22 protein-coding genes are annotated in these 25,590 nt (G+C 43.9%); 16 read left to right on the top strand and 6 right to left on the bottom strand.

Annotated features, from left to right (window positions below):
• The first annotated feature begins 89 nt into the window (after positions 1-89).
• The 9 genes from folD (at position 90) to DFP79_RS01260 (ending at position 11,054) form a co-directional block, all read left to right on the top strand.
• Positions 90-932: a bifunctional methylenetetrahydrofolate dehydrogenase/methenyltetrahydrofolate cyclohydrolase FolD gene (gene folD, locus DFP79_RS01300; protein ID WP_133502156.1), complete on the top strand. Its 843-nt coding sequence runs from the start codon at positions 90-92 to the stop codon at positions 930-932.
• A gap of 163 nt (positions 933-1,095) precedes the next feature.
• Positions 1,096-1,692, top strand: a complete 597-nt coding sequence (locus DFP79_RS01295; protein ID WP_133502155.1) for a UPF0149 family protein — start codon at positions 1,096-1,098, stop codon at positions 1,690-1,692.
• A 59-nt stretch (positions 1,693-1,751) separates the two neighbouring features.
• Entirely contained in the window at positions 1,752-3,053 is a 1,302-nt protein-coding gene (locus DFP79_RS01290; RefSeq protein ID WP_133502154.1) for an aminopeptidase P N-terminal domain-containing protein, read from the top strand.
• Positions 3,054-3,142: 89 nt separating this feature from the next.
• Complete coding sequence (locus tag DFP79_RS01285) at positions 3,143-4,363, top strand: UbiH/UbiF/VisC/COQ6 family ubiquinone biosynthesis hydroxylase (protein ID WP_133502153.1); 1,221 nt, start codon at positions 3,143-3,145, stop codon at positions 4,361-4,363.
• A 138-nt stretch (positions 4,364-4,501) separates the two neighbouring features.
• Entirely contained in the window at positions 4,502-5,869 is a 1,368-nt protein-coding gene (locus tag DFP79_RS01280; RefSeq protein WP_133502152.1) for a DUF4856 domain-containing protein, read from the top strand.
• Between the two features lie 14 nt (positions 5,870-5,883).
• A complete protein-coding gene (locus DFP79_RS01275; protein ID WP_133502151.1) occupies positions 5,884-6,891 on the top strand; it encodes a sterol desaturase family protein in 1,008 nt (335 codons plus the stop codon).
• Between the two features lie 290 nt (positions 6,892-7,181).
• Positions 7,182-8,246 carry a Fe(3+) ABC transporter substrate-binding protein gene (locus tag DFP79_RS01270; RefSeq protein ID WP_133502150.1) on the top strand — a complete coding sequence of 355 codons (1,065 nt, stop codon included), beginning with the start codon at positions 7,182-7,184 and terminating at the stop codon, positions 8,244-8,246.
• A gap of 47 nt (positions 8,247-8,293) precedes the next feature.
• On the top strand, positions 8,294-9,967 hold the full coding sequence (locus DFP79_RS01265; protein ID WP_208111377.1) for an ABC transporter permease: 1,674 nt from the start codon (positions 8,294-8,296) through the stop codon (positions 9,965-9,967).
• A gap of 16 nt (positions 9,968-9,983) precedes the next feature.
• Positions 9,984-11,054 (top strand): ABC transporter ATP-binding protein, encoded by a 1,071-nt coding sequence (locus DFP79_RS01260; protein WP_133502149.1) that lies wholly within the window; start codon positions 9,984-9,986, stop codon positions 11,052-11,054.
• Positions 11,055-11,112: 58 nt separating this feature from the next.
• Here the strand turns inward: DFP79_RS01260 and DFP79_RS01255 are convergent, their stop codons facing one another.
• Positions 11,113-11,979 (bottom strand): HDOD domain-containing protein, encoded by an 867-nt coding sequence (locus DFP79_RS01255; RefSeq protein ID WP_133502148.1) that lies wholly within the window; start codon positions 11,977-11,979, stop codon positions 11,113-11,115.
• A gap of 118 nt (positions 11,980-12,097) precedes the next feature.
• On the opposite strand from DFP79_RS01255, the gene DFP79_RS01250 reads away from it, so the two are divergent.
• A complete protein-coding gene (locus DFP79_RS01250; protein WP_133502147.1) occupies positions 12,098-13,294 on the top strand; it encodes a class I SAM-dependent rRNA methyltransferase in 1,197 nt (398 codons plus the stop codon).
• Between the two features lie 105 nt (positions 13,295-13,399).
• Here DFP79_RS01250 and DFP79_RS01245 read toward each other — a convergent pair whose 3' ends face one another.
• The gene (locus tag DFP79_RS01245; RefSeq protein ID WP_133502146.1) at positions 13,400-14,056 is read right to left on the bottom strand and encodes a histidinol-phosphatase; all 657 of its coding nucleotides are present in this window, start codon (positions 14,054-14,056) and stop codon (positions 13,400-13,402) included.
• A 183-nt stretch (positions 14,057-14,239) separates the two neighbouring features.
• Between DFP79_RS01245 and DFP79_RS01240 the strand changes: the two genes are divergently transcribed.
• The 3 genes from DFP79_RS01240 (at position 14,240) to lgt (ending at position 17,996) form a co-directional block, all read left to right on the top strand.
• Positions 14,240-14,740 carry an RNA pyrophosphohydrolase gene (locus DFP79_RS01240; RefSeq protein ID WP_133502145.1) on the top strand — a complete coding sequence of 167 codons (501 nt, stop codon included), beginning with the start codon at positions 14,240-14,242 and terminating at the stop codon, positions 14,738-14,740.
• A gap of 97 nt (positions 14,741-14,837) precedes the next feature.
• Positions 14,838-17,129: a phosphoenolpyruvate--protein phosphotransferase gene (gene ptsP, locus DFP79_RS01235; RefSeq protein ID WP_133502144.1), complete on the top strand. Its 2,292-nt coding sequence runs from the start codon at positions 14,838-14,840 to the stop codon at positions 17,127-17,129.
• A gap of 6 nt (positions 17,130-17,135) precedes the next feature.
• Positions 17,136-17,996, top strand: a complete 861-nt coding sequence (lgt, locus tag DFP79_RS01230; RefSeq protein WP_133502143.1) for a prolipoprotein diacylglyceryl transferase — start codon at positions 17,136-17,138, stop codon at positions 17,994-17,996.
• Positions 17,997-18,053: 57 nt separating this feature from the next.
• On the opposite strand, the gene DFP79_RS01225 is transcribed toward lgt, so the two are convergent.
• The gene (locus tag DFP79_RS01225) at positions 18,054-18,905 is read right to left on the bottom strand and encodes a thymidylate synthase (protein ID WP_133502142.1); all 852 of its coding nucleotides are present in this window, start codon (positions 18,903-18,905) and stop codon (positions 18,054-18,056) included.
• Between the two features lie 135 nt (positions 18,906-19,040).
• Here DFP79_RS01225 and folA point away from each other — a divergent pair, with 135 nt between their 5' ends.
• On the top strand, positions 19,041-19,553 hold the full coding sequence (gene folA, locus DFP79_RS01220) for a type 3 dihydrofolate reductase (RefSeq protein WP_133502141.1): 513 nt from the start codon (positions 19,041-19,043) through the stop codon (positions 19,551-19,553).
• 24 nt (positions 19,554-19,577) lie between these two features.
• Positions 19,578-19,997 carry a secondary thiamine-phosphate synthase enzyme YjbQ gene (locus tag DFP79_RS01215; RefSeq protein WP_133502140.1) on the top strand — a complete coding sequence of 140 codons (420 nt, stop codon included), beginning with the start codon at positions 19,578-19,580 and terminating at the stop codon, positions 19,995-19,997.
• Between the two features lie 32 nt (positions 19,998-20,029).
• Here the strand turns inward: DFP79_RS01215 and DFP79_RS01210 are convergent, their stop codons facing one another.
• The 3 genes from DFP79_RS01210 to ilvD all read right to left on the bottom strand — a co-directional run bounded on the left by DFP79_RS01210 (position 20,030) and on the right by ilvD (position 24,108).
• The gene (locus DFP79_RS01210) at positions 20,030-21,256 is read right to left on the bottom strand and encodes a GGDEF domain-containing protein (protein WP_133502139.1); all 1,227 of its coding nucleotides are present in this window, start codon (positions 21,254-21,256) and stop codon (positions 20,030-20,032) included.
• Between the two features lie 20 nt (positions 21,257-21,276).
• Entirely contained in the window at positions 21,277-22,119 is an 843-nt protein-coding gene (locus tag DFP79_RS01205) for a 23S rRNA (adenine(2030)-N(6))-methyltransferase RlmJ (protein ID WP_133502138.1), read from the bottom strand.
• A gap of 144 nt (positions 22,120-22,263) precedes the next feature.
• Positions 22,264-24,108, bottom strand: coding sequence for a dihydroxy-acid dehydratase (ilvD, locus tag DFP79_RS01200; RefSeq protein WP_133502137.1), 1,845 nt, complete (start codon positions 24,106-24,108; stop codon positions 22,264-22,266).
• Positions 24,109-24,314: 206 nt separating this feature from the next.
• Here ilvD and DFP79_RS01195 point away from each other — a divergent pair, with 206 nt between their 5' ends.
• Complete coding sequence (locus tag DFP79_RS01195) at positions 24,315-25,520, top strand: EAL and HDOD domain-containing protein (RefSeq protein ID WP_133502136.1); 1,206 nt, start codon at positions 24,315-24,317, stop codon at positions 25,518-25,520.
• The last annotated feature ends 70 nt before the right edge of the window (positions 25,521-25,590 follow it).

Below are 25,590 nucleotides of genomic sequence, written 5' to 3'. Positions count from 1 at the left end.
CACACGTTTCAAAGTGCACAAAAAGTTCTCGATATGCGTTATAATGGTGCCCCCCAAACACCACCACAAATGTATTCGCGGAGTAATCGATGACAGCATTGGTTCTTGATGGCAAGCAGTGTGCCAAAGAAACCGAAGAACGCCTGAAAACGCAAGTTGCAGAACTAAAAGAGCGTACAGGCGGAACCCCCATTCTGGCTACTATTTTGGTAGGTGCAGATCCAGCATCTGCAACGTATGTGAAAATGAAAGGCAATGCCTGCCGTCGTGTCGGCATGGATTCACTAGCAATTGAGCTACCAGACACTACTACGACAGAAGAGCTATTAGCCAAGATTGATGAGCTGAATGCAAACTCAGACGTGCATGGAATTTTGCTCCAACACCCTGTTCCAGCACAAATTGATGAGCGCGTCTGTTTTGATGCAATCGCTGCACATAAAGATGTTGATGGCGTAACTTGCTTAGGCTTTGGTCGAATGGCAATGCAAGAGCCTGCTTACGGTGCAGCAACGCCAGCTGGAATCATGCGTCTTTTAGAAGCTTACGATGTAGATTTAACGGGTAAGCATGCGGTTGTCGTTGGTCGAAGCCCAATTTTGGGTAAACCCATGTCGATGATGATGCTTAACGGCAATGCGACAGTGACAATTTGTCACTCCCGTACACAGAATCTTTCTGAATTTATTAAGCAAGCGGATGTGATCGTAGGCGCAGTGGGTAAACCTGAGTTTATCAAAGCAGAATGGATTAAAGATGGCGCAATTGTTGTTGACGCAGGCTATCACCCAGGTGGTGTAGGTGATATTGAGCTTGGGCCTTTGACGGATCGCGTTGCTGCTTATACACCTGTACCGGGTGGTGTTGGCCCCATGACAATCAATACTTTGATTCTTCAAACTCTTGAATCAGGCTTGAAGCAGCTCAGCTAATTCTAGCGATATAATTTCAGCTGAATATGTTACAAGGTTTTAGAAGCCGCGCAGACGCGCGGCTTCTTGCATTATATATTAGGTGTTTGTTGCTAAATTTTATGGAAATTTAGTCATCAGCCCCAATGATTTAAACGTATATGTACTAACAAAGGTTTTATTAATGACAACTCCAACAGAAGTGCTAAAAGATGCATTGGATTTTGATTCAATCGCGGATGTGTTTGTTACAGAATCTATTTCGGCATCTCCAGCAGAATTACATGGCCAGTTATGTGGTTATCTTGCTTCTGGCGTGTCTTTGCCGCTAGAGCAATGGTTGGCAATGGTTGTGGAGTTTTGTGACATTGAAGCGTGGAAAGATACCGCTAGCCGAGAAGCAATTGTGACGTTGTACAATGCAACATTAACGCTACTGCAAAATGGCGAATACGCATTTGAGCCGAGTATTGCGGACGATGATTCAGAGCTAAGTGTTCGAGGAATGACCTTGTCACAATGGGCGCACGGTTTTCTAGCGGGTTACGGCTTATCAGGTAAGAAAGACAATCTATCCGATGATGTTAAGCAAGTGCTTCAGGATTTCGCGAACATTTCTGCAATGCAATCTGAAATGAAAGACCTAGAAGACAACAATGATAACGAAGCAGACTTAACGGAACTGATTGAGTATGTAAGGCTGTCTGCCATGATGTTGTATTCAGAACACCATGAAGTGAACCCAGATGTGGATCATACGAAATCGAATCCATTACATTAAGGAAACAGCGGTAGGATCGAAGCCGTTATGTTAAGCATTAACTTTATATTGAGGTCGAAATGAATATATCAAAAGGAACTTACCGAGCGCGTCGACAAACGCTAATGTCGTCGTTGCCTGACAATACCCTACTGATTGTACGTACGGGCAGCCTTTGTACTCGAAACAACGATTGTGATTATGAATTTCGTCCTCATTCGAGCTTTTACTACCTCACAGGTTTCCCTGAACCTGAGGCCTATCTAATTATCGATTCTTCTGGCGAGGCGACATTAGCTACACTGCCTAAAGACCCAGAGAAAGAGCAATGGGACGGGTTTAGATACGGTGTGCAAGGAGCAATAGAATCGTTCGGCGTGGAAAATGCCATTGAATTAGATGAGCTTGAAGAGTTTGTCGCTCTAAAGCTCGATGGCAAAGAGAATATTGCGTTTTTATTTGAAGATGAGTTTTTACGAGACCAAGCTTATTCATGGATAGATACGTTGCGTGGTAAAGCTAGAATGGGCGTGGTTGCGCCGAGCAATATCATCGATGTGACCGATTCCATTAACGAGCTTCGCTTACGCAAAGATCAGGAAGAAGTGGCTGTTATGGAAGCCGCTGCTCAGATCAGTGTTAAGGCACACATACAAGCAATGAAAACGGTGACTCCGGGCATGACTGAAGGTGAGCTCGAAGCCGAACTGAATTACGTGTTTATGAAAAATGGAGCACGAACTCCTGCATACAACAACATTGTTGCTTCTGGTTCTAACGCCTGTGTTTTACATTACATTAAGAATGACGAACGCATCGAAGATGGCGATCTTATCTTAATCGATGCAGGTTGCGAACTAGGCTGTTATGCGTCGGATATTACGCGAACATTCCCTGCCAACGGAAAATTCTCAGAGCCTCAAGCAAAGCTGTATCAACTCGTATTGGATGCATACTATGCAGGGCTAAAGGAACTTCAAGTCGATCGCCCATATGAAGCGTGTCACAACGCGGCTGTCTTAACCCTTACAGAGGGGTTGGTAGAGTTAGGTTTGTTAGAGGGATCTGTTGATGAATTGATTGAAAGCAAGGCCTATAGAGACTTCTATATGCATAATACAGGGCATTGGTTAGGGTTAGATGTTCACGATTGCGGGCGCTACAAAGTAGATGGCAAGTCTCGTCTTTTAGAAGAAGGTATGGTGCTTACCATTGAGCCTGGGTTATATGTATCAAAAGACAATCATAACGTAGACGAAAAGTGGCGTGGTATTGGTATTCGGATAGAAGACGATGTATTGATTCAGGCATCTGGTCCCTATGTATTGACACACGGGTTGGCAAAAGAAATCGATGAAATCGAAGCTTTAATGGCGAATTAAATGAGTCTCATAGGAGCGGTAGGCTCGTTACCGTTCCTTGTATTCATAGCCCACTTTAAAATTAAGACGCATAAGCAGGAAAATAAGTAATGGCGAAAAAATATGATGTCATTGTTGTCGGTGCCGGTATGGTTGGAAGCCTGACCGCTATTCTATTAGCTAACAAAGGTATGTCCATTGCTCTCGTAGATAAAAGCCATGGCCATTATCCTTTGTCCGTACCACCTGCTTATGATGCTCGTGTCAGTGCCATTTCGAGGCATTCCCAGAGTTTGTTTGAAGAGGCTGATGTTTGGCAAAAACTAAATGCCAGTCGCCTTGCTCCTTATCGAAATATGAAAGTTTGGGACGGTTTAGGAAGTGGCTCGGTGGAGTTCGAAAGCTATTCAAATGGTTTGGGAGAACTTGGACACCTAATTGAAAATACCGTTCTATGTGATGGTCTGATGTCGAAAGTAGGCGAAATGCGTGAAATCGATACGTATTTTGATGATGTGATTTCAGAATATACTTGCACGGAAAGCGGCGTAAGTGTCGAGTTAAATTCCGCACGTCAATTGGATGCGCAACTGATAATTGCTGCCGACGGTGCTTTGTCTCAGTTGAGACAACAAAGTGCCTTTGAAACCGTAGAATGGGATTATGGACACCACGCCATAGTGACAACGGTAGAAGTGGATGCGCCACATCAAGATACAGCTTGGCAAGCATTTGGTGAAGAGGGCATTCTTGCATTTTTACCGCTTCCTAGTGTTGAAGGCCGTCATTACATTTCAATTGTTTGGTCTGTTCCTCCACAAGAAGCAGACGCACTTATGTCTATAGAAGAAGACGCATTTTGTCGTCGTTTGACCTATGCGATTAATCGTAAGTTTACCGCTTTAAATTTAACGGTTCCCCGAGTGGCCATTCCTTTGCGACAGCGTCATGCGAAGCAATATGTCAAACCTGGCATTGTATTGATTGGAGACGCTGCCCATACGATTCATCCATTAGCAGGACAGGGTGCAAACCTAGGATTCTCAGATGCAGGCGCCTTGGTAAAAGTGCTTTCCAATGCATTCAAACGTGGCGAAAAGCTTGGGAAAATGAAAACGTTACGACGTTATCAGAGAGCGCGTATGCTTGATAACATCGCAATGTCGGCCTCTATGGAAACATTTAAACGTGTATTTACAACTCGCCAACCCGCCATTGTTCAGCTAAGAAATATTGGAATGTCTTTCTGTCAAAACTCTTCGTTCATAAAAAAGCAGCTTGTTGCGCATGCAGCAGGGTTGAGGAGTAATAATGAGCGCGATCGCTCCTAACGGCTCTTGTTGTCTTTTTGGTCAGATACAAAAAGTTATAAGACACTAATGATAATGAATTGCATTATTGTTTCTTGACGGGTACATTGACTCCAGTTTTTGCATTTTATTTACTTAAAGTTGACACTGGAGCATTTGATGAAAAAAACAATAATCGCTGCATTCATTGGGCTGTCCGCCGTTTCGCTACAAGCACAAACGTATGAATTTGGCGTTACGTTGAAAAAATATGAAGGGGATTCAAATTCATCCGTATCATACGGAGGCCAAATTGCACGTCATGCACTCCACAATTCTTTAAAAGTCCTCACTAAAAAACCGGATGCTGAAAAAATGCAGGCGTACTTTTCTGGAAGTGACGCCGGACGACTGATTATTGACCCTGTGAGTAAAGACGGTTTCGCGATTAAACAAACGAAAATCGACCAGCTTTCTTCTGGTAAAAATTTAGCTTCAAGTGCATACAAAGGTGTAATCACTGGTTGGCCGGGCAACCTGACGGGTAAAGAAACGCTTGAACAAATGGTTGCAATGGCCGCTAAGACCAAATCCGGTTATGACCCGGTAAACGGCTACGACTACATTCAGCTGATTTCCAAGTTCACAATGGGAGCCGTATTTTATAACAAAGCGGTTAACCACTATTTGGATGAATTGTTAGAAGCGGACGTGAAGCCAAACGATAAAGCTTATAAAGATGGCGTGGCTTATACCGGAAAAGAACATGTCTGGGACGAAGCGTTCGGTTATTTCGGAGCGCCTGCTCACTCCATGAATTTAACGGCGAAAGACGTGGTGCAGATTACGAAACGTAATCCAGAATATTTCACCAAAGCAGATGTAAACGGTGACGGAGTCGTCGATTTAAAATCTGAAATGGCCTTTGCGTATGCTTATTATGCCGCAAGCATTGATGCGAGCAGCGATACAAATTACTTCCATACTATCGTACAAGCGTTTCTTGATGGTCGTGAGCTAATTTCAAACGCAAACGCAGAGAAACTGTCCTCTTCAGAGCGTGAAGCATTGAAAAATTATGCGAATATCATTGCTGAAGAGTGGCAAAAAGTCATCGCAGAAGCTGCATTTAAGTATGCCGGCAGTGTCTATTCAGATCTTGAGAAAATTGCGATTATTGAAGAATCCCATGGCGACGTTAAAAAAGCATACCGATCTTATATCAAGCACTGGGGTGAGCTGAAAGGCTTCGCACTGGCTTTGGAAGCGGCAGGACGTGAGTTAGGTGAAGCGCAAGTGCAGTTGGATCGTCTTATTGGATTCAGTCCGGTACTCTTCGGTGATGCCCAAGTCGTCGCAGCAAACGGTAAAGGCGGCTATGTCCAAGCGCCGACCATCACAATGCAAGAATACAAAGTTAATATGATTAAAGTACAAAATGTATTGGCGTCCCAGTTTGGTTTGTCCGCAAGACTCAAAGACAAAACAGCAGGGTTGGACAAAGTATTGAATCAGTTAAACACAGGCTCTAGTGCAGAGAACGACTAAGGTGTTCGTTTCGCATGTCGATTGAGTTAGGTGGAGTTCTAAGCAGTATGATCGCAGGCTATAGCGAGTGGCTTGTGATCGAATTGAGTGGAATTTTCTCTGATCTAACTAACTTAAAGAAGAGAGTGTCCCTTCCGTATTTATTGACGGGCATTCTCTTTACGTACGTGATTTTTTATTTGCGTTACCGCGCGACAGCCATAGAAAGACTTAAACCACTGTTTACCCTTACTCTGTGGACGAATCGGTCCGCTCGATCCGATTACGGTCTTTGGATTTTGAATCGCCTAATCTTACCGTTTATTTATCCAAAGCTTATTACCAAGCTCACGCTGATTACCTTTTTGATGTATCAACTAGGCAGAGTGGAATTATTCGAAGTGTCGTTAGCGCTCAGTGATTGGCAAGTGATGACTCTTTTCTCCGTGAGCTATTTCTTATTGGATGATTTTTCACGATTTTATACGCATCGGCTTATGCATTGGTGGCCGTTTTTGTGGCAATTTCATCGAGTTCACCACAGTGCGACTGTGTTGACTCCGTTCACAGTTCTGAGAACCCATCCTATTGAAGGCGTACTGTTTTACTTACGCTCTTTGGCGGTACAGTCCGTGCTTGTTTCGACATTCATTATTTTGTTTCCGGGGCAGGTATCGCTTTTCATGGTGATGGGTGTGTTTGCGAGTACGTTCGTATTCAATCTTTTAGGGGCGAATTTAAGGCACTCTCCGATACCACTCAGCTATGGTTCTAAAATTGAAAAATGGATCATTTCTCCGGCCCAACATCAGTTGCATCATTCTCGTGATAAGGCGCATTACGATTGTAACTTTGGTGTGGTTTTAGCCATTTGGGATCGGCTGTTTTCTTCATGGGCGAAAGGGAGTGACTCGCAAAAGTTACTTTATGGTACGGGAACTTCATTGGATCAATCTCATGTTGTAATGCTGTACGTTGAACCCTTTATCAGCTTAGCTCGATCAGGTGTTTCCTCATTGCGTCGTTTGATAAAGCATCGCTAACCTGTGAAGTCGTATGAGAGGACTGATTTGCGTCCTGCAAAAACGTGTTTTTCGATTTTTTCGAGAAAAAACGTCATTATTTGGTGAAAAAAGTCGATAAAAGACAAGGAGCGGACAAATAATTTGAATCTTTAAGATGAGCTACAAAATATACATATTAATAAAAACGCTTTTCATTTATCATTTTGAACGTAATCAACGTGACCTGTTTTTTGTCAAAATCTGAGTACGATTGCTCTTTAGGATAAGGTTTTGATGATTGAAGAATTAAAGTAAAGAGACTAATACCGATGCGCTTGCAAACTTCTTTTATTTCTCGTTTTTTAAATCACATTCGTTTTTCCAGCCTAACCTTAGCCACCGTCATTTCATCTACCCCCTTTTACGCTGCTGCGAGCGATGAAGTGAACGTATATTCCGCTCGTAAAGAAGCATTAATCAAACCTGCCTTGGATCGATTTTCCGATGAAACGGGCATTACTGTAAATTTAATTACAGGTTCAGCCGACGCATTGCTACGCCGTTTACAAGTAGAAGGTGATGCCAGTCCTGCGGATATGTTTATCACAGTCGATGCTGGGCGATTATTCAGAGCAAAAGACGCGGGTGTGTTGCAACCTATTAAGGATGCTGAACTGGAAAGCGCGATACCTGAAAACCTGCGTGACAGTGACGATTATTGGTTTGGTTTATCCCAACGAGCACGTGTTGTTTTCTACAACCCTAAAAAAGTGGATGCATCTGAGTTTTCAACTTATGAAGACCTAGCAAACCCGAAATGGAAGGGACGGATATGCACTCGCTCGTCGACGAATATTTACAACCAGTCTTTAGTCGCTTCTATGATCGACGCAGATGGAAAAGAAGCCACGCTCGAATGGATAGAAGGGTATATCGGAAATCTTGCTCGCCCACCTTTTGGTGGAGACACTGACTTATTAAAAGCTGTTGCCGCTGGAGTATGCGATCTAACGCTTGCGAATACCTACTATTTTGGGCGCTTAGGCCAAAGCAGCAATCCAAAAGACAATGAGGTATATAACAAATTGGCTCTCTTCTGGCCAAATCAACAAGCGAATGAACGAGGTGCACATGTTAATGTCAGCGGCGCAGCTGTGACAGCATCAGCAAGCAACGTTGATAATGCTGTGAAACTCATGCGTTATCTGACGAACCATGAGTCTCAAATGTGGTACGCAGATGTTAATAATGAATACCCGGTTGTTGAAGGTGTTCTTCCGCCTAAAAGCTTACAACCATTTGGTGAATTTAAAGCAGATAAACTGTCTCTCAGCGTGTTAGGTGATAATAACCGTTTAGCGGTTGAGCTGATGGATGAAGCGGGCTGGAAGTAGCGTTTTTGAATGACCTTTATAGCGAGTGAGTAGAGTAGGCAGAGTGAATGAATAAGAAGTTAGAAAGAGCGAGTGCCGGTGGGTCTGTTAGCAAAGCAGTCTCTATGAGCTCTTTCCCTTATTTAAAATGGGCAAGCGTTATGATCGCTGTGCTCTTGTTTCTGCCTGTGTTGGTTATTGTTTCAAACCTCTTTAGTGGAACTGAGGTTTGGGTGCACTTGGTTAATACAGTATTAGCGGATTATGTTTCTAATTCGCTAATATTGATGCTGAGTGTCGCAATGGGGGTATTGCTCCTCGGTGTTCCTGCCGCTTGGTTAACAAGCGTTTGCGACTTTCCAGGAAGGAAGGTGTTAACTTGGGCGCTTTTACTTCCTCTGTCCATGCCTGCCTATATTATCGCTTATACCTATACAGGGCTGTTTGATTTTGCAGGCCCCATACAGACTTTTATTCGTGATATCACTGGTTTGGGCTATGGCGAGTATTGGTTTTTTGAAATGAGGTCGATCGGTGGTGCGGTTGCTATGCTAAGCCTCGTTTTGTACCCATATGTCTATCTAATGAGTCGAGCGGCTTTTCTCGAGCAATCTGCAAACACTTTAGAAGTCAGTCGCACTCTCGGCCATTCCAATATCAAATCTTTTTTCAAATTGGCGCTGCCTCTCGCAAGACCCGCCATTATTGCAGGTTTAACACTGGCAATGATGGAGGTGCTGGCAGATTACGGCACGGTGCAGTATTTTAGTGTTACGACGTTTACGACTGGGATCATGCGAACATTTTATGGTTTCGGCGACTTAGCGGGGGCTTCTCAACTGGCGGGTGTTTTGCTTTTATTTGTGTGTGTATTGGTGTTAACCGAGCGCTATTCGCGTCGCAAGATTCAATATCATTCCTCTGGATTAAGTAAAACCAGTCAAAGAAAAATTCCTTTATCTGGCTGGAAGGGCGTCGCAGCGACACTTGTATGTGCTGTACCTGTGTTGCTTGGATTTATCTTACCCGCATCGGTTCTATTGTATTGGGCTGTGTTTGAGGCTGAACCTATTACATGGGATTTTATCCAACTGGCGTGGAATTCATTTTCTCTTGCATTGTATGCGGCCATTATTGCCGTCTTTCTGGCTCTTGTTTTATCTTACGCAATGCGACTTCATAAAAGTAAAAGTGTTTCATACGCCGTGACCAGTGCGGGAATGGGGTACGCTCTTCCAGGAACTATTATTGCTATTGGTGTGATTATTCCGCTGGCGTGGCTGGACCATAAAATTATCACTTTTGTTAAACATACGTTTGATGTGAAAATCGGTTTGCTGCTGTCAGGTACTTTGGTTGCGCTATTATTCGCTTATACGGTTCGTTTTATGGCTGTGTCATTGGGCGCAGTACAAAGTGGCTTAGGGAAAGTAAAACCGAGTATGGACATGGCAGGGCGCTCTTTAGGCTTGAAGCCTATGGCGGTCTTGAGGCGAATTCATTTTCCTTTATTAAAAAGCTCAATATTAACGGCGATTCTGATTGTCTTTGTCGATGTATTAAAAGAATTACCTGCCACTCTAATATTGCGCCCATTTAACTTCAACACGTTGGCCGTGCGGGCATTTGAGTTGGCCTCAGACGAGCGGCTGGTGGATGCAGCTCCTGCGTCTTTAATGATCGTATTGGTGGGTCTATTACCTGTGATACTGTTAAATCGATCTATTTCAAATAACCACTGATGATTCAGGACATTCCATGACTTCCTTCCCTCCTAATAAAATCTTAAAAGAATTGGATGTAATTGACCTTGCTGTGGGTTATCAAGGGAATGCCGTAGTGGAAGGCGTTACATTTAAACTGTTAGAAGGTCAGATCGGCTGCTTGTTAGGGCCAAGTGGTTGCGGGAAATCCACCCTGTTAAGAGCTATTGCGGGTTTTGAACCCGTTATGTCTGGCGAAATTTGTTTGAATGATAAGACTCTTTCAAATGAGGCGAACGTTTTACCGCCTGAACAGCGTGAAATCGGTATGGTATTTCAAGATATTGCACTGTTTCCACATCTTACTATCGCAGAGAACATCGCTTTTGGGCTCAGTCACCTGTCCAAATCCGATAAGAAAGCGCGAGTGGAGGAGTTGTTGAATCTAGTCGGCTTATCGGGGTATCAAGAGCGTTATCCTCATTCACTCTCTGGCGGGCAGCAGCAACGTATTGCGTTAGCCAGAGCCATCGCGCCAAAACCAAAATTACTCCTAATGGATGAGCCGTTTTCTGGGTTGGACGCCAAGCTACGTGAAGAGCTTGTTCCAGACATCAGAAGCATACTTTTGCATGAAAAAATGAGTGCCATATTGGTAACGCATGATCAAATGGAAGCCTTTGCAATGGCCGACATGATTGCTGTGATGGATGCGGGTCGAGTGCATCAATATGGTACGGCTTATCAAATTTATCACCGTCCTAAAACGCGTTTCGTAGCGACGTTTATTGGTCAGGGAGATTTCTTACCTGCGGTTGTTTGCGGTCCAAACTGTGTCCATTCGGATTTAGGGCGTATTCAAGGTGAGCTGCACCACGGTTTTGAAAATGATGTAAAAGTGGATCTATTGGTACGACCAGACGATATTATTCACGATGACGACAGCCCGTCAAAAGGCCTTATAGTGAGTAAATGGTTTCGAGGGTCTCACTTTTTATATCGAGTGAAATTGGGTTCAGGCCATGTTGTATATTGTTTCGCTTCGTCGCATCACAATCACTTTATTGGACAAGAAATAGGCATTACCGTTGAACTTGATCACTTGGTGATGTTCGAGCATGAATAGAGAAATAGAGGTTTTCTATTGCTCTATTCTTAATGCCGTTGATGTTCTAGGATCTAAATTACATTGCACCGATGCCTTGCTCTCGACATGCGTCGATTATGCCTTCGAAGTCGTAGTCTGTGAGTTCTAGGTGTTCCAAAGCATAATGCCCAATTTTCGTCCACTCGTGGTCGATACGGCTTCCACCCAAAATATCGTGGGTCTTACTAATATGTTCAGCCATTTTTAAGATGGACATAAAAGTGAGATGCTTTGCGTCTCCCGCTATTCTATTTTGGTAAAGTTGCTCTGCTCTGTGGTGATGAGCGACGACATGGCAGCAAGTCTTAGGAAGAGCCCATGATTTGGCAAGGTAATAACCAACAACCGAGTGATTCGTTTTAAACGCTTTATTCTCTCTGTCGGTCAAATTAAAGCTCTCGTCCTGATACCCTTCTTTCATTACTTCAGGGTAGCCATCAAAGCGAGTCATCATCATTGGTACGCCTGCATTGTGAAATAACCCTAAGGCGTAGCATTCGTCCTGATATTTAAATCCAACTTGAGTTGCGATACTCGAACTCACCGCTGCGACATCCATTGCGTTATCCCAAAACTGGTGCATGGATTCAATGCTTTGGTCTGATAACTCACTTTTTACCGAAATTCCGTTTACGATGTTGGCTATGCTGTTGATCCCCAGCATCATGACCGCTTGCTGAATAGACGCAATTTTCCTTGGCAAACCATAAAATGCTGAGTTTACAAATTTTAAAACCGCAGCGGATAGACCCACATCCTGAGAAACAATTTGAGCGATGCGTCCCATATCAGGTTCAGGCATTGCTTGTTCCATATGCAAGTCGACCATGACTTGGGGTTGGGGAGGGATCGTAATACCTTGTAGGACGCGTTTTATTTGAGAATCAGAGAGCTCAGTTGACATCGGCTTGCCTCACTGTCGTATTGTCATTACATCTTTTCACACTAATATAATACTCGTTTAGCAATCGAAGAGTATAGTCACTATAATATCGCTTTTTTAATGCTATTGGGTGAATAAATTGAGTGTAATTCGACTTAAAGGTCAATCAGATCGTCGTCTTCGTGCAGGACATCATTGGATTTACAGTAACGAGGTAAACACCGATGCTACACCTTTGAAGCAATTTGAACCCGGTGATCAGGTAGTGGTTGAGAATGCCCAAGGTAAAGCGCTCGGCATTGCTACGATAAACCCTAATACGCTGATTTGTGGACGATTAATTAGCCGAAGTGTTGATACGGTTTTAAATAAATCTACGCTGGTTCATCGCCTAAAAATAGCTCTTTCATTACGAGAGTCGAGCTATAACACGCCTTACTATCGCCTAGTTTTTGGAGATGCTGATGGTCTTTCTGGCCTCGTTGTAGATCGCTTTGCTGATATCTTAGTGGTGCAAATTTCGACTGCTGGAATGGAACGGGTCAAAAATGAGATCATTGAAGCGCTGCAAGATGTCATCAAACCTGTTGCTATTCTTATGAAAAACGATGGCAAAATGCGTAATGTAGAAGGTCTGGATACATACGTGGAAGAAGTGCTCGGAACCGTTCCGGAAGTGGTTTACCTTCAAGAGAATGATGTACTTTTTCAAGCGCCTGTTTGGGACGGACAAAAAACGGGTTGGTTTTACGACCACAGAGAAAATCGCAAAACCATGCAGCAATTCAGTGCGGGTAAACGTGTATTAGATGTATTCTCTTATGTTGGTGGCTGGGGCGTCCAAGCGGCTGCGGCAGGCGCAACCGATGTGACTTTTATCGATGCATCTGCATCGGCTCTGGAGCATGTTGAAGCCAATCTATCGCTTAACCAATACGAAGGTGGTTCAAACTTAATGCATGGAGATGCCTTCGAAGCCATGCAATCCTTGATAGAAGAAAAGCAACGTTTTGATATTGTCGTTATGGACCCTCCTGCATTTATTGCTCGTCGTAAAGACATTAAGGCGGGAGAAGGGGCGTATCATCGAGCAAATCAATTGGCTATGCGATTGGTCGCAAAAGGCGGTCTTCTTGTAACGGGGTCCTGCTCAATGCATCTTGCTACAGATCGTCTTCACGACATCATTCGCAGTAACAGCCGCCAACTAGAACGCTTTTCGCAGTTAATTTACCGTGGAACGCAAGCACCGGATCATCCTGTTCATCCTGCGATTGACGAGACGGAATATCTTAAGGCACTGTTCTATCGTGTGCATAATAATATGGGGCTATAAACGTATTTATAGCGTTATCTGCACACTTTTTGTGGTGCTGCCTGATAAAGTTCCTAGACCTCCCCGGTTAAAAAAGGGGAGGTGGGTTCTAAAGGCTAAACCCTCTTAATCTCTAAGTGAGATATGTTCCCAGCCACGCTCTTTGGCAATTTCCGTCAGAATATTGTCTGCATCAACTGCGATTGGGTGTTCGACTTGTTCAAGAAGTGCGAGATCGTTTCTTGAATCGGTATAGAAGTAGCTGCCTTCCATCGAGTGTCCAGTCTCTTTAAGCCAGTCGTTTAATCGCGTAACTTTTCCTTCTTGAAAGCTGGGTACGCCAACAATGCCACCGGTATAGGCGTCATTAATAATCTCAGGAACGGGGGCAATAATGTGATCCATACCCAGTTGTTCTGAGATAGGGCCCGTTACAAATTGATTGGTTGCAGTGATCAGAAGTAAAAAATGACCTTGATCTTTGTGTTTCTTTAAAAGGTCTGCGGCTTTCTGCTGCATCATAGGCGCGACTTTTTCGATCATGAACTCGTTGTGCAGAGTGTCCAGTTCGTCTTTAGTGAAGCGCGTAAGAGGTTTAAGAGAGAAACTTAAATATTCAAGAATATCCAGCGTCCCACTTTGGTATTGCTCAAAGAATCGGTCGTTGGCTTCTTTGTACGTATCAATATCAACAAGTCCTTTTTCTACAAGGAATTGTCCCCAGTTGTAATCACTGTCACCACTAAGCAACGTACCGTCTAAATCAAAAATCGCAAGAGTCACGAGTTGGCCTCACTTATACAGAGTAAGGGCAAATTATACGCATCCAATGCTTCTTACGATAGCGTATATTTTGAATCGCAGAATGCGCTTCTAAAAGTGTGCCAAAATGTATATCGAATTGTGTAAAAGTCCGATTTATGGAACAATGAATTCAGTTTATCTTTAAAGTATAGGTGATAGCTCGTGATTGACGCAGACGGATATAGGCCGAATGTGGGCATCATTTTGATGAACGAGCGTGGCCAGCTGCTTTGGGCGAGGCGAGTAGGGCAAAATGCCTGGCAATTCCCCCAAGGTGGCATTAAATCTGATGAAACCCCTGAAGAAGCTCTATACCGAGAGCTAAAAGAAGAAGTAGGGTTGGATCCACACCAAGTTGAAATCGTGGGGAAAACTCGGGGGTGGTTACGTTATCGTTTGCCAAAACGAATGTTACGGCATAATAGTAAGCCACTGTGTATTGGTCAAAAGCAAAAATGGTTTTTATTAACCATTCGCTGTGCTGATACCTGTGTTTGTGTAGACAGTTCTGAATGCCCAGAATTTGACGGATGGCGATGGGTCAGCTATTGGTATCCTCTTGGACAAGTTGTGGCATTCAAAAAGGATGTCTACCGTCGTGCGCTAAAAGAACTTGTTCCTAATGCGCATCGCTGGTTAGAAAGAAAACAGTTAAAACTCTGAATTAGACGCAATACGATTTGCTGTGCTCAGCATGAGAGAGTGTCTTAGTTCTTGCTTTGCATATTGTTTCACATACTAGAAATTCAAAAGGAGGGTTATGCTAAGTTTATTGAGAAGAATCACACAAGAGGTGACAGCAGCGCAAACGTTGCCCTCAGCATTGGATATCATTGTTCGACGAGTGCGTCGGGCAATGCGCTCCGAGGTGTGTTCGATCTACTTAGTTGACCCTCATACTGAAGAATATGTCTTGATGGCGACCCGTGGACTGAATGCAGATGTCGCGGGCAAATTGAGTCTAAAAGCTCATGAAGGTTTGGTCAGTTTGGTTGGTCGTCGAGCTGAGCCTGTGAACCTCGAAGATGCGCATGCTCATCCATCTTTCCATTATTTAAGTGGATCCGGAGAAGAACGATATCAGTCTTTTCTTGGGGTTCCGATTATTCATCATCGCCAAGTATTAGGCGTTCTTGTTGTTCAGCATGAAGACAAACGTCGATTTGATGAAGGTGAAGAAGCCTTTTTGATTACCTTGTCCGCCCAATTAGCAGGTGTTATTGCGCATGCTGAAGCAACGGGCGCGATGACGACACTGAGCCAGACCTCGAAACCAGCAGGGCAGGATTTTCGCTATAAAGGGATAGCGGGTAGCCACGGTGTGGCTATTGGTAAAGGTATGGTTGTGTATCCTCCTGCTGATTTGGATGTGATTCCAGATCGAAAGACGCATGATACAGAATCTGAGCTAAGTAGCTTTTCAGAAGCGCTTAAAGCCGTACGCAAAGACATTCGGCGTGCAAGCTCGCGTTTAAGCCAGCACCTGAGTGAAGATGAAAAAGCCCTGTTCGATGTTTACCTCAAAATCTTGGATGACAATGCGCTAGCAGCAGAAGTTGAAAATAAGATCAAAGAGGGGAATTGGGCGCAAGGCGCATTGCGTCAGGTGATTCAGTTTCACGTGTCGAACTTTAATCGCATGGAAGACCCTTACCTACGCGAACGAGCATCCGATATAAAAGATCTCGGACGCCGTATTCTTTCTCACCTTCAAGAAACCGCACCAAGCCCCGCAGAAACATTCAAAGAACAAGTGATCTTGATCGGAGAAGAGTTGACCGCTTCTATGCTGGGCGAAGTTCCTATAGATAAAGTTATCGGTCTAGTGTCTGTCATGGGATCAAGCAACTCACATGTTGCGATTCTTGCCCGAGCAATGGGGATTCCAACCGTCATGGGCGCACTGGATGTGCCCTACACTCAGCTTGATAAAGTTGACATGATTGTGGATGGGTATTCAGGTCAAATTTTTACTTACCCGTCTGACCATCTTACCGAAAATTACCAGCAAATCGTCGATGAAGAGCGATTGTTAGAAACGGAATTTGAAGCATTAAAAGACCTTCCGTGTGAAACAAAAGATGGAAAACGCCTGTCTTTGTTTGTTAATACTGGATTGTCTGCTGACATAGCGCGTTCACTTGACCGAGGTGCCGAAGGGATTGGACTTTATCGGACGGAAGTTCCGTTCATGGTTCGAGATCGATTCCCTACAGAGGCGGAGCAAGAAGTCATCTACCGCCAGCAGTTGGAAGGCTTTGCTCCAGCGCCCGTTACAGTGCGGACACTTGATGTCGGTGGAGATAAAGCATTACCTTATTTCCCGATTAAAGAAGAAAACCCGTTTCTAGGCTGGCGCGGTATCCGTGTTACTTTGGACCATCTTGAGATCTTCGTGGCGCAAATACGCGCCATGATTAAAGCCAGTGCGGGTCTTCATAACCTGAAAATTATGCTTCCGATGATTTCAAATGTATCGGAAGTAGAAGAAGCAATCGTATTAATTCAACGAGCGTATGACGAAGTACTTGAAGAAGGGTATGACGTCGTAATGCCTGAAGTGGGTGTTATGATCGAAGTTCCAGCTGCCGTGTATCAGGTAAAAGAGCTGGCTGCGCTGGTGGACTTTATGTCGGTTGGTAGCAACGATTTGACCCAATACTTGCTGGCAGTAGATCGAAACAACCCGCGTGTTGCAGATTTATACCACTCATTCCACCCAGCGGTACTTAGAGCATTGCAGAGCATTGTCACAGAAGCGAAAGATGAAAATGTTACGCTAAGTGTATGTGGTGAAATGGCGGGTGATCCGATGGGTGCGATTCTCTTTATGGCGATGGGGTATGATGTGCTTTCAATGAGCTCTACCAGTTTGCCAAAAGTGAAAGCAGTCATTCGAAACATTACCATGGCACAAGCACAAAATATGCTGGACGAAGTGTTGAACCTATCACGTGCCTCTGCGGTCAAAAAGACCATGGAAGGCCTAATGCGCAATGCCAATATAGAGCGCTTTGTACGTCCGGCTAAATCTTCATCAATGAATCAGTAGTATAAAATGATTGCCTACCCTAATATCGATCCGATTGCGATTTCAATCGGCCCTATTTCCGTACATTGGTACGGCATTATGTATCTCATCGGCTTTGCCTCTGCTTATTACCTAGGCTGTTACCGTGCAAAAACATCTAACGGTCTTTGGGATCAGGATAAAGTCAGCGACATGATTTTTTATGGTGCTATCGGTGTCATATTAGGTGGTCGCGTAGGGTATATTCTCTTTTATCAATTTTCCTCATTCGTCGACAATCCGCTTGTTTTATTTCGTATTTGGGAAGGAGGCATGTCATTCCATGGTGGTTTAATTGGTGTGATTATTGCCATGTCTGTGTTTGCGAAGCGATATAACAAACACATGATTGATGTATTAGATTTCGCTGCTCCGTTTGTGCCGATTGGTCTAGGTGCTGGACGTTTAGGAAACTTTATTGGTGGCGAACTTTGGGGACGTGAAACCGACGTCTCTTGGGCGATGATTTTTCCGCATGATCCGTTACAACTGACGCGTCACCCTTCGCAGCTTTACCAGCTAGCATTAGAAGGTGTCGCTTTATTCGCAATCCTTTGGTTTTTTAGTCGCAAACAAAAGCCGAGATATGCGGTATCTGGTATGTTCCTAATCTTCTACGGTCTGTTTCGTATCTTTGTGGAATTTTTCCGAGAGCCCGATGCACACATTGGCTACTTAGCGTTTGGCTGGTTAACAGAAGGGCAGTTGCTTTCTTTCCCAATGGTCGTGCTTGGTGCTGGATTAGTTGTATTGGCGTTTAAGTTCAATACCTTTCCACCGGCAGAGCCGAAGGCTGAAGAAACCGGGCAGAAGTCTAAGAAGGGTAAATCGAAAAAGGTTAAAAATTAGAGAAACTTTCATGAGTCTTTGCTCTTAGCAAAAGACTCATGAAAAGCGAATGAAACACTATACTGAAAAAGGGTATTGAATCGCCTCGTGGCATTCATAACCTTCTACTTCAAAGTCGTCCATAGTCACCCATGTTTCAATGTCTTCGAGTGATTTGATCGCTGGGTTGATTTTCAAAGTTGGTGCAGCGAAAGGTTCGCGTTTTAGTTGAACATCACGCATCGGTGCAAGCTGATCTTCGTAAATATGTGCATTAACCAGTTTATGGTAAGCGTTGCCTGGTTTTTTTCCGGTAATTTGAGCCATCAGAGCCAGCAATACATATACCTGCACCATGTTGAAGTTCAGACCCAATGGCACATCACAGCTTCGTTGTGTGCTGTTAAGGTGAAGAGTGTCGCCAAGCAGGGAAAAATGATGGCTATACATACAAGGGCGCAAACAGGCCATATGAAAGGCACCGGGATGATAAAAGGTTAAAATTTCCCCACGGTTATCCACACCTCGTTTAAGGTCATCAACGATTTGCTTCAATAGGTCAATACTACCGCCATCGGGTTTAGGAAAATTGCGGCCAATAGCGCCATAGCATAGTCCCATGTCGTCTTCGCCTTTGCGGTAGGGGTTGTTTAACCAAACTTGGTTTTCATTGGCATTTGCATCCCACGTTTTAGTGCCTAGCTTACGAAAGTCGGCAGCATTGTCGTAACCTCGAAGGTAGCCTAAAATCTCCGCAATGGCTGATTTCCAATAGCTTTTACGTGTAGTGACCAATGGAAACTCACCTGCACCCACCTTGTATGTAAGATCGGCATTGATGACCGTTAAACAGCGTTTTCCTGTTCGTTCGTTGTCTACCCAAACCCCTTCATCTAGGATTCGCTGGCAAAGGTCGAGATATTGTTTCATGAAAAAACCTAAGTTAAATAATGCGCGTGGTATTCAACAATGAAATCGTGCTCACCACAGGTATAATAGTCTGAAACGGATTATAGCAAATGTGTTCCTCGTGAAGTTATTCACATTTTAAAAAAAGGTAAAACTATGTTGTCTTTGATTGTGGCGATGTCTACGAACCGAGTGATTGGTATTAATAATGCTCTCCCTTGGCATTTGCCTAATGATCTTAAATATTTCAAGCAAGCGACGATGGGTAAGCCGATCGTGATGGGGCGCAATACATTTGAGTCGATTGGTAAACCTTTGCCTGGCCGCCGAAATATTGTCATTACGCGTAACCCAGATTACAAAGCAGATGGGGTAGACGTTGTTGCTTCGTTGGATGAGGCGATTCAATTAGGTGAAGACATCTGTTTAGTAAATGGTCACGAGGAAGTGATGATCATTGGTGGCTCGCAAATTTACGATCTAGCCTTACCACGAGCAGATCGTCTATATATTACACATGTCGATGCGCATGTCGAAGGCGACGCTTTTTTCCCAGAAGTGCAATGGGATAAGTACGATCAGATCGCAGAAGAACGTTTTGAAGCGTCAGGCCCTAACCCTTATGACTATCGTTTTTGTATTTATCAAAGCATTAGCCTAAAAGGTTAAGGTTAAGGTTGAGAGGTTAAGAATATGTGGTGGCAAAAAGAGATTCAAATCCCGAAAAAATCGCGTGGTTTTCACTTAATTACGGCGTACATTGAAGCTGCGTTAAATGAGATTCGTCACGCTCATGTTGGCTTACTGCATATTCAAATTCTCCATACGTCTGCCTCATTAACCATAAATGAAAACGCAGATCCTTTGGTTAGAGAAGACATGGAGAAACATTTTTGCCATATGGTGCCTGAAAATCAGCCTTACTATAAGCATACATACGAAGGTGCGGACGATATGCCAGCGCATATCAAAGCAAGCTTGCTAGGAAGCTCTCTTACTCTTCCTGTGAGGGACGGAAGCTTATATCTGGGGATGTGGCAGGGTATTTATCTCGGTGAGCACCGCGACTACGGTGGCTCCCGTAGATTAGTACTGACGTTTAACGGTGAGTAGTTAAACGCCAGTATCTGACGAACTATAGAATGTCAGTTTACAACAATACTTTGACGAAGGCGTCGCCCTTCCTCAACAGCATTATTTGCACTGTCGGCAAGCTCTTCTATTGATTCACCGTCCTCTGGGAAGGTTGCTATACCGATACAGAAATTGGTGTAAGACGTTTCCGAATACGCAAGGGCTTTCTCTTCTCGCTCATCAGGTTCTAGCATCGAATTTAACAGCTTAGACGCATCTTTAACGCTGGTGTTTGGCAGTAGAACCAAAAGCTTGTCATCTGCGACTCTCGCTAAAATGTCGGCGTCACGCATTTTTTTATAGAAATAGTGTGCAGAAGTATGGATCGCCATGTTGCGTTTATCCTGCGACTTTTCCTTTAATGTGTCGTTAGCATCTAAATCAATCTTTGCCATAGTGAGCGGGGTGTATTGGCGGCGTGCTAATTCAAGCTGTTTTTTGAAGTGAGTCAACGCTGCGCCACGTGTCAATAAGCCAGTTAGTTCATCAAAAGTCGCTTGTGCGCGTAGATGCTCTTCCAATGCTTTTTGAGAGCTGATGTCTTCAACAAACCCAACTACGCGACTGATTGTTCCGTCTGCACTGTGACTGTATGCCCGACCGCGCTCTTTTACCCAAGAGTACTCGTCTTGATTGCTTAGAATTCGATATTCTGCTTCGTAGCCAATCAGTCTATTGCTTACGAAAGAGTTAACGACATTCGCTAAACGTTCGACATCGTCTGGGTGGACAAGTTGATGCCAATCAGGGGTTGTCTTAGGCGTGTTAGTGTCCGTGCAATGCAGCAATGTCGCAAGAGAAGAAGAGCAATAAACGCTGTCGCTTGCTGTTTCCCATACCCAAAGGCCTGCAGAAGATTCAGATAAGGTAAATTTGAGTAACGTATTTTCCGTCGCTCGCAGATCTTTATATTCTGGGCTATAAACACATCCAATAAAGTGATTGTCGTCTGCGACCCGAAACTGAATGTCGACGTCGAGCATACTGGAACCCATTTGAAGTGCAACCGAGCAGCGCTCTATATCGTGTGCTTTTACGCCTTCAACAAATAGGCTCCATGCGTTTTCATCGATGGATTCTGTTATACACTTTTTCCAATTGTCGGGCATGATAGCGTCGACATTGGCGTACAATTGTTTCAAGGTCTGGTTGACCGCCGCAATTTCGCCGTCAGTAATACGTACGACAAACGCGGGTGTTGGCATTAGTTCAAAAGCGGTTTGGAATGGAACGCTCATCCATTACTCCTCTTTTTATTTTATTCTGGGGTTATCCACTTTATTTGGAAATGTGCATCGGGGGTTTCAGCTAACGTATTTTGTAAATACGGCATAAACTCCTGTGCTTCTTTTTCTAACGTCCACGGAGGGTTAACAATGATCATACCACTGCCTGCCATTCCTCGCTTCTCTTCAGTCTCTCGAATGCATAACTCTAACAACAGTACATTTCTAATTTTGGTCTGTTCTACTGCATTCAACAAGCTATCAGCTTGTCTTCTGTTTAATACAGGGTACCAAACAGCGTAAGTACCTTGTGAAAAACGCTTGTGTCCATCTTGAAGCGCTGTTACAACATCTTGATAGTCTTTTTTTACCTCATAAGGCGGATCCATTAGTACAAAACCGCGCTTTTGTGGCGGAGGTAACATGGACTTTACCGCACCAAAACCGTTTTCTTTTACGACGTTTGCCTTACGTTTTTTTGGAAACATCGATGCCAATAAGAGGTAATCATTTGGATGAAGCTCGCACAAGTGTAGCTTATCTTTTTGTCTTGTATAGTAATCAACAACCTTTGGACTACCAGGATAGACTTCTAGCTGATCGTTTGGGTTAAAGGACTTTACTATTTCTTTGTATTGTTGAAGGGGTTCAGGCAATTGATCATCGGACATAAGCTTGCTTATTCCAGTGTCAAATTCTTTATTTAGCTGTGCCTGATCGGACGCTAGCTCGTACATGCCAATGCCAGAATGCGTATCAAGATAAAAGAAAGGCGCTTCTTTTTTGACGAAATGGCGACAAATTTGGCTTACCACAAGATGCTTTAGAATATCGGCATGGTTGCCTGCGTGGTAAATATGACGGTAACTGAGCATAATAATCCCAAGGTAATGGCTTGTTACGTACCCACACTCACTCTTAAATTAAATGTGAATACGTTAATAGTAATCGAAAAAAAACCGCGCTTTGAAAGGCGCGGCCTTGATCTGTCTCTCTTATTATAAAGAAAAAGATCTATTTTAGTCGATCTGGTCTAGATCGCGTACCGCGCCTTTGTCAGCACTTGTAGCAAAGTGTGCATACACTTTTAATGCTGGCGATACTTTACGAGGACGCTCTTCTACTGGCTTCCAAGCAGCGCTGCCTTTCGCTTCCATCGCATCACGACGATTTTGTAACTCTTCGTCCGAAATCATAACGTTGATGCTTCGGTTAGGGATGTCGATCAAAATTTTATCGCCATTCTCTACCAAACCGATAGCGCCGCCGCCCGCAGCTTCAGGAGAAACGTGACCAATAGACAGGCCAGAAGTACCGCCGGAGAAACGACCGTCTGTCAAAAGAGCGCACTCTTTACCCAATCCTTTGGATTTAATGTATGAGGTTGGGTACAGCATTTCTTGCATGCCCGGACCACCACGAGGCCCTTCATAGCGAACAATCACTACGTCGCCTGCTTTTACTTTATCATCAAGAATGTTTTGAACGGCTTCATCTTGAGATTCAGTTACGTGAGCTGTGCCTTCAAAAACAAGGATAGATTCGTCTACGCCTGCACTTTTAACAACACAGCCATCTAATGCAATGTTGCCGTAAAGAACGGCTAAACCGCCTTCAAGGGAAAAGGCATTTTCTAGAGAGCGGATACAACCATTTTCACGGTCGCCGTCTAAAGTAGGCCAACGAGTTGATTGGCTGAAAGCCGTTTGAGTCGGAATACCAGCGGGTCCCGCTTTATAGAACTCAACGATCTCAGCCGAAGGTGATTCCATAATGTCCCATTTTTTCAATGCATCTAACATGGTGTCAGCGTGCACGGTATGAACTTGATTATGCAAAATGCCCGCACGATTCAATTCACCCAAGATGCCGAATATTCCGCCAGCGCGATGAACGTCTTCAATATGATACTTTTGAGTGTTAGGTGCCACTTTACATAATTGAGGCACGGTACGAGACAAGCGGTCGATATCTTCTAGAGTAAAGTCAACTTCAGCCTCACGAGCAATCGCGAGTAAGTGAAGGATGGTATTTGTAGATCCGCCCATCGCAATGTCTAGCGTTATCGCGTTTTCAAAAGCTTCCATTGTCGCAATGGCACGTGGTGCCCATTGAGGCTGATCTTCATCGTAGAATTTTTTAGTGATGTCGACAATGCGTTTACCGGCTTCTTCAAATAGGCGACGGCGATCAGAATGGGTAGCAAGGGTTGTACCGTTACCTGGAAGACTTAATCCCATCGCTTCTGTTAGGCAGTTCATGGAGTTCGCAGTGAACATCCCTGAACATGAGCCACACGTAGGACAAGCAGAGCGTTCGTACTCTTCAACAAGCTCATCTGAAGCCGTTGGGTCTGCTGCAATAACCATCGCATCAACCAGATCAAGGTTATGCTCAGACAATTTAGTTTTACCCGCTTCCATTGGGCCGCCGGAAACGAAGATAACTGGAATGTTAAGGCGCATAGCGGCCATCAGCATTCCAGGTGTGATTTTGTCACAGTTAGAAATACAAACCAGAGCATCAGCACAATGTGCGTTTACCATGTATTCAACTGAATCTGCGATCAGGTCTCGCGATGGAAGGCTGTAAAGCATACCATCGTGGCCCATAGCGATGCCGTCGTCGACTGCAATAGTATTAAACTCTTTTGCAACACCACCGGCTTTTTCAATTTCTCGGCATACTAATTGTCCTAGGTCTTTTAGATGTACGTGACCCGGTACAAATTGAGTAAATGAGTTTGCAACGGCAATAATCGGCTTATGAAAGTCATCGTCTTTCATGCCCGTTGCACGCCATAGTGCACGTGCACCAGCCATATTACGGCCTGAGGTGGTCGTTTTGGAACGGTAGTCTGGCATCGGTTTCCCCACAGATATTATATATTTTATATAGCCGTCTATCTTATCAAGATTCTTTCAATCACCCAATGGAATTTTGTTAGAGGTCGTATATTGAAAGTCGAATGTAAAAAAATGCAAACTCTGCTTTTCAATACTAAGAAAAGGTTGCTCCAAGTTAAATTGCAGTAGATACTGTCAAACTTAGGAAAAAATTGGTGTTTTAAATGGTGAGTTATCAAACTGTCGCAGTGGCTCGACAGCCGATTGTTGATGATAAGCTTGCAGTTTTCGCGTACGAACTGTTGTACCGTCGTGACTCGGAGGCAAAGGAAGCGGAAATAATTGATGATGTTGGGGCGACAGCTCAAGTCATAACATCGTCATTGCTTGATATCGGCTTGAATAACATAGTTGGAAATAATGAAGCCTTTGTTAATTTTCCACGAAGTTATTTAACGAATCCCAGTGGCGTTCCGCTCCCACGTGATACCGCTGTAATTGAAGTGCTTGAAAATGCCGGTTTTGATCCTATTCTGCTTGCCGCTCTTAGACGCTGGAAAGGTGCAGGCTATAAGCTTGCGCTCGATGATTTTCAATTTGAAGCAAAGTTAACCCCTTTCGTAGAGCTTGCTGATTACGTCAAGCTTGATTTGTTAGCGCTCGGTAAAGAGGCGTTTCATGCCCAAGTTACTGCTTTGAAAGCGTTTGATGTAAAGATCATCGCAGAGAAAGTTGAAACGTGGGATGACTTCCATTTCGCTAAATTGCTAGAAGTTGATTACTATCAGGGGTATTTCTTCGAACGCCCTCAAGTACTTACGAATAAGTCTACGACAGTCAATCAAATGACGCTTCTGCAATTAATGGCTGCTTTGATCAAGAACTCTGACGGTGATATCGATGAAATTGAAAAAATCGTCAGTCAAGATGTCGGGCTTGTTCATAAATTATTAAAATATCTAAACTCACCAATGACTGGGCTTGTTGCATCTGTTGATACGGTTAAGCTTGCCATTACACTTATTGGTGTAGATCATTTGAAGTCATTGACCAATTTATTGCTGATGTCAGCAATGACAGAAGATCGCCCGGCTGTATTGTCTCAGGTACTTGTAAGATCCAAGCATGCTGAATTGTACGCGACAGAGAAGGGATACAGTAACCTTGATCGTTTTTTCCTAGCTGGAATGATGTCAATGATCGATGTGTGCGTTGGTCAACAACTTGATGATGTACTCGCAGAGTTGCCTTTGCCCGATGAGTTTAAGAAATCGATCGTAGAGCGAACTGGGCGTGTGGGTCATGCCCTAGAGTTGGTTGAATTATTTGAGAAGAGCCGACTCATTCAAGACGAGCACGATCGAGAAATCATACAAAAAACCTACGTAGAAGCTCTAAAGTGGGTTGATGAGTTTATGGCTCGAATATAAAAGTCTCACCTGTAGAGAACAATCGTCCGAATCCTCCTACAAAGTCTGTAAGGATAATCTCTATTTACTG

The sequence above is a fragment of the Marinomonas balearica genome (genome assembly GCF_004362145.1).
In the GTDB taxonomy this organism is placed as follows: Bacteria; Pseudomonadota; Gammaproteobacteria; order Pseudomonadales; family Marinomonadaceae; genus Marinomonas; species Marinomonas balearica.
The sequence above is the reverse complement of the archived record's forward strand: the minus strand, read 5'-3'. Positions and strand labels throughout refer to the sequence as shown.

Bases quoted from the DNA above. Each gene is read 5' to 3' on its own strand.
- folD (WP_133502156.1), top strand. From the start codon at position 90: ATGACAGCATTGGTTCTTGATGGCAAGCAGTGTGCCAAAGAAACCGAA.
- DFP79_RS01295 (WP_133502155.1), top strand. From the start codon at position 1,096: ATGACAACTCCAACAGAAGTGCTAAAAGATGCATTGGATTTTGATTCA.
- DFP79_RS01290 (WP_133502154.1), top strand. From the start codon at position 1,752: ATGAATATATCAAAAGGAACTTACCGAGCGCGTCGACAAACGCTAATG.
- DFP79_RS01285 (WP_133502153.1), top strand. From the start codon at position 3,143: ATGGCGAAAAAATATGATGTCATTGTTGTCGGTGCCGGTATGGTTGGA.
- DFP79_RS01280 (WP_133502152.1), top strand. From the start codon at position 4,502: ATGAAAAAAACAATAATCGCTGCATTCATTGGGCTGTCCGCCGTTTCG.
- DFP79_RS01275 (WP_133502151.1), top strand. From the start codon at position 5,884: ATGTCGATTGAGTTAGGTGGAGTTCTAAGCAGTATGATCGCAGGCTAT.
- DFP79_RS01270 (WP_133502150.1), top strand. From the start codon at position 7,182: ATGCGCTTGCAAACTTCTTTTATTTCTCGTTTTTTAAATCACATTCGT.
- DFP79_RS01265 (WP_208111377.1), top strand. From the start codon at position 8,294: ATGAATAAGAAGTTAGAAAGAGCGAGTGCCGGTGGGTCTGTTAGCAAA.
- DFP79_RS01260 (WP_133502149.1), top strand. From the start codon at position 9,984: ATGACTTCCTTCCCTCCTAATAAAATCTTAAAAGAATTGGATGTAATT.
- DFP79_RS01255 (WP_133502148.1), bottom strand. From the start codon at position 11,979: ATGTCAACTGAGCTCTCTGATTCTCAAATAAAACGCGTCCTACAAGGT.
- ptsP (WP_133502144.1), top strand. From the start codon at position 14,838: ATGCTAAGTTTATTGAGAAGAATCACACAAGAGGTGACAGCAGCGCAA.
- lgt (WP_133502143.1), top strand. From the start codon at position 17,136: ATGATTGCCTACCCTAATATCGATCCGATTGCGATTTCAATCGGCCCT.
- DFP79_RS01225 (WP_133502142.1), bottom strand. From the start codon at position 18,905: ATGAAACAATATCTCGACCTTTGCCAGCGAATCCTAGATGAAGGGGTT.
- folA (WP_133502141.1), top strand. From the start codon at position 19,041: ATGTTGTCTTTGATTGTGGCGATGTCTACGAACCGAGTGATTGGTATT.
- DFP79_RS01215 (WP_133502140.1), top strand. From the start codon at position 19,578: ATGTGGTGGCAAAAAGAGATTCAAATCCCGAAAAAATCGCGTGGTTTT.
- DFP79_RS01210 (WP_133502139.1), bottom strand. From the start codon at position 21,256: ATGAGCGTTCCATTCCAAACCGCTTTTGAACTAATGCCAACACCCGCG.
- DFP79_RS01205 (WP_133502138.1), bottom strand. From the start codon at position 22,119: ATGCTCAGTTACCGTCATATTTACCACGCAGGCAACCATGCCGATATT.
- ilvD (WP_133502137.1), bottom strand. From the start codon at position 24,108: ATGCCAGACTACCGTTCCAAAACGACCACCTCAGGCCGTAATATGGCT.
- DFP79_RS01195 (WP_133502136.1), top strand. From the start codon at position 24,315: ATGGTGAGTTATCAAACTGTCGCAGTGGCTCGACAGCCGATTGTTGAT.